This is a genomic window from Gottschalkia purinilytica (genome assembly GCF_001190785.1).
GTDB lineage: Bacteria > Bacillota > Clostridia > Tissierellales > Gottschalkiaceae > Gottschalkia_A > Gottschalkia_A purinilytica.
In genome coordinates, this window is record NZ_LGSS01000032.1 from 1 (window position 1) to 8,485 (window position 8,485).

The 8,485-nt window shown below is 29.0% G+C and carries 6 protein-coding genes and 2 tRNA genes; 2 read left to right on the top strand and 6 right to left on the bottom strand.

The annotated features are described in order from the left end of the window. The 4 genes from CLPU_RS15780 to CLPU_RS15795 form a co-directional block, all read right to left on the bottom strand. The coding region (locus CLPU_RS15780; RefSeq protein WP_131701623.1) for a pectate lyase-like adhesive domain-containing protein at window positions 1-1,502 on the bottom strand (1,502 nt) is incomplete at its 3' end. After that, window positions 1,499-2,611 carry a WxLIP family cell surface protein gene (locus tag CLPU_RS15785; RefSeq protein ID WP_050379002.1) on the bottom strand — a complete coding sequence of 371 codons (1,113 nt, stop codon included), beginning with the start codon at window positions 2,609-2,611 and terminating at the stop codon, window positions 1,499-1,501. The genes CLPU_RS15780 and CLPU_RS15785, both read right to left, overlap by 4 nt. A 111-nt stretch (window positions 2,612-2,722) precedes the next feature. After that, on the bottom strand, window positions 2,723-3,421 hold the full coding sequence (locus tag CLPU_RS15790) for a WxL domain-containing protein (RefSeq protein ID WP_050379004.1): 699 nt from the start codon (window positions 3,419-3,421) through the stop codon (window positions 2,723-2,725). 437 nt (window positions 3,422-3,858) lie between these two features. After that, window positions 3,859-5,298 (bottom strand): peptidoglycan DD-metalloendopeptidase family protein, encoded by a 1,440-nt coding sequence (locus CLPU_RS15795; protein ID WP_050379005.1) that lies wholly within the window; start codon window positions 5,296-5,298, stop codon window positions 3,859-3,861. A 700-nt stretch (window positions 5,299-5,998) separates the two neighbouring features. Between CLPU_RS15795 and CLPU_RS15800 the strand changes: the two genes are divergently transcribed. Both CLPU_RS15800 and CLPU_RS15805 read left to right on the top strand, forming a co-directional pair. Next, the gene (locus tag CLPU_RS15800) at window positions 5,999-7,066 is read left to right on the top strand and encodes a DnaD domain-containing protein (protein WP_050379006.1); all 1,068 of its coding nucleotides are present in this window, start codon (window positions 5,999-6,001) and stop codon (window positions 7,064-7,066) included. 12 nt (window positions 7,067-7,078) lie between these two features. Next, entirely contained in the window at window positions 7,079-8,071 is a 993-nt protein-coding gene (locus CLPU_RS15805) for an ATP-binding protein (RefSeq protein WP_050379008.1), read from the top strand. A gap of 133 nt (window positions 8,072-8,204) precedes the next feature. Here the strand turns inward: CLPU_RS15805 and CLPU_RS15810 are convergent. Together CLPU_RS15810 and CLPU_RS15815 are read right to left on the bottom strand one after the other, a co-directional pair. Further along, window positions 8,205-8,280: transfer RNA gene (locus CLPU_RS15810), tRNA-Thr, on the bottom strand. Window positions 8,281-8,285: 5 nt separating this feature from the next. Continuing rightward, window positions 8,286-8,362, bottom strand: a tRNA-Asp gene (locus tag CLPU_RS15815). Window positions 8,363-8,485: the final 123 nt, after the last annotated feature.

Consider the following 8,485-nt stretch of genomic DNA (forward strand, 5'->3'; position numbering starts at 1 on the left):
GCACGACCTGGCCCATTAATAATTTTCATATGACTATTTTCTCCTAGTATTAATGAACCTGCTCCATAAAAATAAATTGACGGGGAAGCATCAGTACCTACATGATTTTCTGAGTTTGAATTATCAAAAAGAATAGAAACGTCTTTTTCGATTTGAACATTTCCACCCTTCCCAATGGAAAAGTTTGAAACTTTACTATATCCATTTGCCTTGATTTTAGCTCCTTCTTTAACGACAACATCAGCAACTTCCCAGTTTGCTTGTCCTCGAACAGCGATACCATCTTTTCCGTCACCATTACTAGATAATACTACGTTATAGGTATAACCATTAATTGGCGAAGTATATGAACCAACTTGATTATTTTCAATATTTCCTGAAAGAATTAACTTACTATTAAAAGAATGTAACATTTGTGCACCAGTATCCTTTACATTGTGGAAAGTTATTTCTGAATCTGGGGCACCAAAAGCTGTAGTAATAAATCCATACCAATTACGATGATAGATGTTTAAGTTTTCAACTTTAACTCTCCAATTTCTTCCATACATTGAAATAGCTTCACTACCTGCGTCAATTGTATGACCATTACCTTTTATCGTTAATTCACGATTGTATTGGGAACTAGTATTAAAAAATGTGTTAGCACCCGGTGTAATACGATCCATTGTATAGAAATCTTGTGTAATATTGATTACTTTTATTTTTGGATTATTCCAAGCATCATGCCAAGTCTTTTCGTCAAACACATTTGCAATACTGTCCTCATTCTCTGGTGCTTGTTTAGTTTCATTTTCCTTATTTTCATCTATCTCTATATTTTCTTGCTTGATTATTTCTGTATTTTCCTCAGAAGATACAAATGGATGTGTTTCTATTGAGTTTCCTTTAGTTAGTTCCGTTTTATTTTGCTCTTTCATCTTATTATAGATATTGGGATAATCTTCATTCTTTTCTAAATCCCTAGAAAGATCTATATTATCAATTGACTCCGAATTATCACTTGATGAACTCTCTTTTTCTTTACTATCTAGACTTAGAACCATCTCATTAGATTCTTTTACTACTCGATCATTGACTTTAATTGTTGCTTTTATTTTTACATCTTTAGCTTCAACAATATTTCGATGTAATCTAATGAGAAAACTCTTTTCTGCAATATTATTTATGGTTATTTCCTTTGTAGATGGATCATAACTAACTTTGTCCATCAAATTAGGATTATCTTTTGCTTCATAAAAAATTTCATTTGGCAGTTCAATATTTATTGATTGTGATGATTGTTCGCCATCTTTCTTAAAGTCCTTTACGTCAGTCGTATTTGAAAGATCAACTTTTAAGTCAAAAGACTTTTCAGTAATTACAGCATGATCAGAACCATTAACAGAAAGCCTTATACTCTCTTCAGTAACATTTTGGGCATTGACCGGCATAATGTGAATAACCGGAAGCACTATATATAAAATCAAAATTACTAAAAGAAATGCACTCGTCTTTTTCATTTTGCATTACCTCTTTCCATTTGTTCTAATTTTTGTTTATACTTACGAATTTTATTATAAAGAATTAGTAAGATTAGGATTAGAACAAATAATAAAGTTCCTAATAGAATCCACCATAAATTTAAATGTTGCTGATTATCATTAATAGCTTTTGCATTTAGATTTTTTGATTCTTCAGCGGAAACTCGGAAGTTTTTTTTCCACTTCCATGATTTCGTCTGCCATTTTGGATCATTTGTTCTAGCTTGTAAATATAAAGTATACTCTCCAGGTTTTAGTTTCTTATCACCTAACATTATAGGATAGTTAAAGTTCGAATTGGGTGCCATGATTATGTCTTGTCTATTGCTACGAAATAGGACATGTTTATTATCTTTCTTGGTTATTTTCGCATTAATATTAAGCCTAGAGATGATAGCTGGTCTATCATTCTGTATAAGAGCTTTAAACGCTTTGTGATAATTGCTAAGTCCAGCATCCACACTTAATAGATTCAAATTTGGTTTTTCGATTTCTTTATTAACAGTAAGTTTTACCCCAATGGCATAACTATACTTATTATGAATTTGAATAGCTTCTTTTTTATTATCTTTATTATCTTTATTCTCTCTATTTTCTTTTTCAAAATACCAGGATCCTAGAATCACACCATCTTGAGCATCTTTAGGAACATTAATCTTCATTGTTACGATTTTATCACTATTCGGTTCTACTACAAGAAGACTTTTTCTGTCAATTTGACTAATCTCAGAAAATTTTATTTTTAAACTTTTATCGAATTGATCATCTTTTAATTTTGAAGTATAACTTATCTCACCATTATCGTTTGTAAAGGTTGTTAGTGCTTGTTGTTTAATCTTAATTGGATTAGTATACGAATTGTGGATTCTTGACTCTATAACTATCTGATCTCCTGGTTTAACATGTAAATCAAAGTAAGAATGACTTTCATCTGTTTCATATTTAGACTTAATTTTGTTCACACTATATTGAACTCCACAATTTCCATGTTCTTTATTAACTTTATTTTCAGAAGCTTGTACTATTTGATTAGATAATAAGAAAAATGCACAAAGTATGAAAAATAAGCTTTTCCATTTAAATCTCAAAAAATAACCTCCCAACATCAAAACTTACGGATCAATACATTTTTGTATATAAAAAAAGTTGGAACAGAACCTCGAAGAGCCTATTCCAACTTTTAAATTATTATCTGACAGTTATTGTTCCACTTCAGCAGTTAACGTCCACTCCACAGTATTGTGATATGAACCTGATTTAGCTGTTTGTTTTGGAATAGTTAAACTTACATCTTTTGATTTCCAAGTATCAGTTGATGTTCCCTTTCCTGATAAATTTTCTTTTGGTGATGCAAAAACTGTTTGGTCTTGGTTATTAATTTCAACCCCTTTTGTTATTAATGTAGAATCTTCTTGAGTTGGGTCATCATTTAAGGAATTTCTAGCCACTCCTTTAGGAATAGCAATAGTAGCTCCTGAAAGTTCATAGCTATCATTTCTCAAGTAACCATCTTGTTTTACTTTAACAGTCCATCCATAAACATCAGCATCTCTGTTATCAGTAACTTGTAAAAACTGATTGAAATCTTTTTCAACATAATATGTATGTCTGTTTCCATATACTTTTTGTACACCAAAATCAAAAGCTCCAGGCGCTACGTCCAAAGATAACGGTCCTTTGTTATTTGTCGATGGATTGTTAGGATCTTCATCACCAGCTGGCTTACTTGGATCCAAAGGATCAACAGGAGACGTTGGTTCATCATTTTCTTTAAGTTCAATTTGCCCTTTCGTTATTGCTGTTTGGTTTCCATCAGCAAATGTTGGAGACCCGAAAGTTAAAGCTAAACCCAAAATTGTTAGCATACTAATACTTCTTGTCAATTTTCCTTTTTTCAATTACATCAACTCCTAGCTTTAATTTATTTTGCGTCTTCATTATATGTTTTAATTAAGTAAAAATATAGTTCGTTTTTTTTCTGAAAAACAGCCCATTTTCGAATACGTAACTTTTTTGTTAGATTTGGTAAGCAGCAGGAAATAGCTATGATACAATAAAAATACAAATCCGTTCATCTTTAATAACTTATATTATATTAACTTTATTAAGTTAATAAGAACTTTATAAAAAATATTACTTTTTCCCTAATATAATCTATACATAGTAAAAATCTAGTTAGTTATCATAATATATGAAAAAATGACACTCAGCTATTGAATGTCATCTTTGTCAGTTAATAAATTTTTACTTAATATAACATTAATGCACCTCAAATATTAGATTTTTTATCTAATATTTGAGGTGCACTTCATTTTTTGCTTTAATAAAATAAACTTTAATCTAGATAACCATCTGGGTTTTGATGTACTCCATTTTTTATTACCTCAAAATGTAAATGTGGACCTGTACTTCTTCCTGTATTTCCTACTGCTGCAATATTATCTCCTTTTTCAACCTTATCTCCTGCTTTTACATATAGCTTACTACAATGTGCATATTTTGTAGAGTAACCATTACTATGATTTATTTCTACCATATACCCATAGCCACCATTATTCCATCCAGAAAACACTACTTCTCCACTGTCAGCAGCTACAATAGGGGTTCCAATCCTTGCACCTATATCGATCCCTTGGTGATGTTTTCCCCATCTTGAGCCAAATCTAGATGTAATTGTTCCTCTTGTAGGAGTTACAAACTCCCCTGTACCTATTCCAGAAAGTTCTTTAGTTCCCTTGACTATAATACGTGATACTGGCTCAGATAGCACATTTTCTTTAATAACCTCTTTACTTACCTCTACACCATTATATTTTTCTATTTTACTAGTTTTCTCCACTTTACCTGGTGTTCCTTCTATTTTTACTTTCTCTTTATTCTTATATAGTGAATCATCTGTTTCATATATAGTTTCAAATGGTATATCTTCTGTATAATTAACTTCTTCTTCTGTAACTACAGTAACAAGAGGTTTATAAGTAGATATATTAATTTCTTCACCAGGTCTTATCTTTAAGTGATCTTTATCTGGATTAGCTTCTTCCAATTCTTTTAACTTTAAACCATAATTTTTTGCTATAGTCCAATAGCTTTCTCCAGTTTGTACTATATGTTTTTTAACTTCTTTTTTTCCATATTTAAGTTTGTTTAAAGCTGTATCCAAATCACTAAATTTTTTAATAGGTATATTTTTCTCTTCTACTTTAACATTTTCTAATAGTTTAACATTTTTTATATTAGATACTTGACCTTCTATAGGACCTACATAAGGCTCTTTTATTTTATTTAAAGCCTCATCTGCTAATTTTTTAGAGCTTAAGTACACAATATCTTTGTCATTAATCTTTATAGCATATCCAATAACACCAGTAGTTAAGTTATTTTTTATATTTTTCTTTATAGAGTCTACAGGTGTCAAATCTTTATCTCTAACATTTGTACTTAAAAACATGAAGTTTTTATCTATACTTATTTTTTTATTATGATTCTCAGATAATTCTTCTTCAAGATCAGCTACCAACTCGTTTAGATATTTTTTATCTCTAATTACACCTATCTTTTTACCACCTAGCATAACACCAAAAGCTCTAGTAGATATTTCATATTTCTTATATTGTATTACAGCTATAATTGATATTACTGTTATAAGTATTAGTAAGATGCTTATTTTATTTTCTTTGAGATATAATTTTCTTAGTCGTCTACTACATGTGGAACTAACTTCATCTTTATTAAATTTTGAAATGTCATTCTTCTTAAGAATCGAGCTTTTCATCCTATCGCTCCTTTCTCACTTAAAAAGTAAGCTTCTCTTTAGCTTACAGTGTTTAGTAACTATTTTGTAACTAAAATGTAATAACTATTCATAAATTATATCATATTGTGATCTCAAATCAATACTTTTTTTACATTTTTTACATTTGAGTTACTAAATCTACTTTTAAATACTTATTTTCAATGTTTTTCTCTAGTATTTTTTTACATTAAGCTATAAAAAATATTATTCTTTGTCATATTTAATTTTTTTAACTTAACATCTATACTAGTTTTTCTAGTATTAAATATTATCTATTACTTTTATCATTGCCAAAAAATTAAAAATTTAAAGCTTTTTTATTATAAATTTATTTATCTATAATTTTAGTTTTTTATTATTTCTAAATAGTTCAACTACCATATAATAAAAATTTTATTTTTTAGAAATAAACTATTTATCCACGCTCCATGTAACTTAGATATTATTTTAAGTAAATAGTTATTGGTAAAATGGTTATAATTGATAGATAAATAATGACTTTACTATTTTTAACAAAATAAACAACAATTATTATTAACTCCTTTTTTTATAAAAAAATTGTAATAATAATATATTTTAGCTTATAAAAAATATAAATTTCTTGTGATTACTCTCTCTAAAAATAGTACCTTATTATGATATAATATTTATTAGACTTAACTATTGGAAGGTGAATTTAATGTCTTTCTTCGTAGAAACTATTGACATGGATTTAGGAGAAACTCCTATAGAAAATATATTTATAAATGACTTTATGCCTATGGCAGATGGAACATATGTTAAGGTGTATCTATTGGGATTTAAATATGCCAAGGATAATGATACAACTTTAAACATAACTAATGAAGTAATAGCTAAACATCTTAACATACCTTTATCTGATGTTTTAAGGGCATGGGATTTTTGGGAAAGCAAAGGTGTGATAAATAAGCATCCCAAGGATAGTGAAGATGAGTATGATTATATGATTGAATTTGTGAACTTAAGACATCTTTACATAAGAAACAACTATAAGCATATAATTTCTAATGAAGAAACTGGTTCTTCTAACTTATATACTTGTTCAGCTGAAGACTTAGTAGAGGCCAATCAAATTCCTGGAATAAATGATATGTTTAATTCTATAGACTATATTATTAGACGACCTTTAGTTCCTAACGAAAGAAAAAGAGTTCTTGAATGGATATACAATTATAATATGAATCCTGATATCATAGTTAAAGCCTTTTTTCACTCCATGGAAAAGAAAGGAAGACGTAATCTAAGCTATGTTGAAGGTATAGTTAGAAATTGGTATGACTCGGGTATAACTAATTTAGAAGCTTTACAAGATTATTTAAAATCTAAGGATGAGAAATTCTATAGATATGAAAGAATAATGAAATCTTTAGGATTTGGTTTTAGACAACCTAGTGAAAGTGAAATGAGAGTAATAGATAAATGGTTTGATGAATGGAAATTTACTATAGAAGTTATACTAAAAGCTTGTGAAAATACTAAAAAAACATCAAACCCAAGTGTAAGTTACATAGATGGTATATTATCTTCATGGCACAAAGATGGTATAAAGGATGTAAGTGCTGTAAAAAAAGATGAAGAGAACAGAAGTGCTAAAAAAAGTATAAACTCAAATGTAAGACAGAATCAATCTCAGAATTTTAAAACTAAGTTTCACAACTTTGAACAAAGAACTTCTAAGTATACCGCAGAAGAACTTGAAAAAATGGTTCTTAATAAAAGAGGTTAAAGGAGGATTATTGTGCATAAATCCTTAAAAGATATATTAAGAGGTTATGAAAAACGAAGAGACAAAGCTATATATGAGCAAAAATTACGTCAGAAGGAAGTATACTCAAAAGTTCCTAAAATACAGGAAATAGATAGTGAAATATCCAAAACAGGTTTACTTATATCTAAAGCATTACTTCATGATCCTAGCTCATATCAAGAAAAAGTAAATGAAATAAAAAATAAAATGGAAAACCTAAAAAGAGAAAAAGCTATATTAATGACTGAAAATAATATTCCTATAGAATATCTAGACATAAATTATACATGTAATGACTGTAGTGACACTGGCTTTTTGGAAAATGGCAACAAGTGCAGGTGTTTAAAGCAATCAATGATAAAAAACGCATATGAAATGTCCAATATAGAATATCAACTTAAAAAAGAAAATTTCAAAACATTTAATATAGATATATTTTCTAATGAACCTTTTGAAAATAAAAAGCTTACTCCTCGACAAAACATATTAGAAATATTGCATACATGTGAGGGATTCTGCTTTAACTTTGATAAAAATAATGGCGAGAACTTACTTTTTTATGGTACAACAGGACTTGGAAAAACATTTATGTGTAATTGTATAGCTAAGAATTTATTAGACAAAGGTAAAATTGTTATATATCAAACAGCTTTCAAGATACTAGAAATCATAGAAGATCATAAATTTAGAAGAAATCATAATAGTGAATTTAGTGATGAAGAGTACAACCTCTTATTTGAAGCTGATTTACTGGTAATAGATGATTTAGGTACAGAACTTACAAATACCTTTACTAATACTGAAATATTCAATATAGTTAATTCTAGGCTCTTACAAGGTAATAAAACTATAATTTCCACTAATCTATCTCCTATAGAAATAGCCAATGTATATACTGATAGAATATTCTCTAGGATATTTAGTAAATTTACTATTTTAAAATTCTATGGTCCCGATTTAAGATGGGAAGCTAAACAAAAATAAATGATAACAAATAAAAAAATCGTAGGGCTTCAACATCCTACGACTTTTTTATGTATGATAATATTATAATAGCTATAAGTTTAAAAAAGAACCCCAAAATCTTATATCTTGAAGCCCTCTTTTATAAAAAAAGTGGAGCTGGTGAGAGGACTTGAACCCCCAACCTACTGATTACAAGTCAGTTGCTCTACCAATTGAGCCACACCAGCATATATGGCGACCTGGAAGGGACTCGAACCCTCGACCTCCAGCGTGACAGGCTGGCATTCTAACCAACTGAACTACCAGGCCATAAGTAGTAAGTAATTAAGATTTATGATTTATGTTAAATATTAACTTAGCATTAACTAAGTTTATTTATTATGGTGGGCGCGACAGGGCTCGAACCTGTGACCCCCTGCTTGTAAGGCAGAT

Coding starts and splice junctions, on each gene's coding strand:
- CLPU_RS15800 (WP_050379006.1), top strand. CDS start 5,999: ATGTCTTTCTTCGTAGAAACTATTGACATGGATTTAGGAGAAACTCCT.
- CLPU_RS15795 (WP_050379005.1), bottom strand. CDS start 5,298: ATGAAAAGCTCGATTCTTAAGAAGAATGACATTTCAAAATTTAATAAA.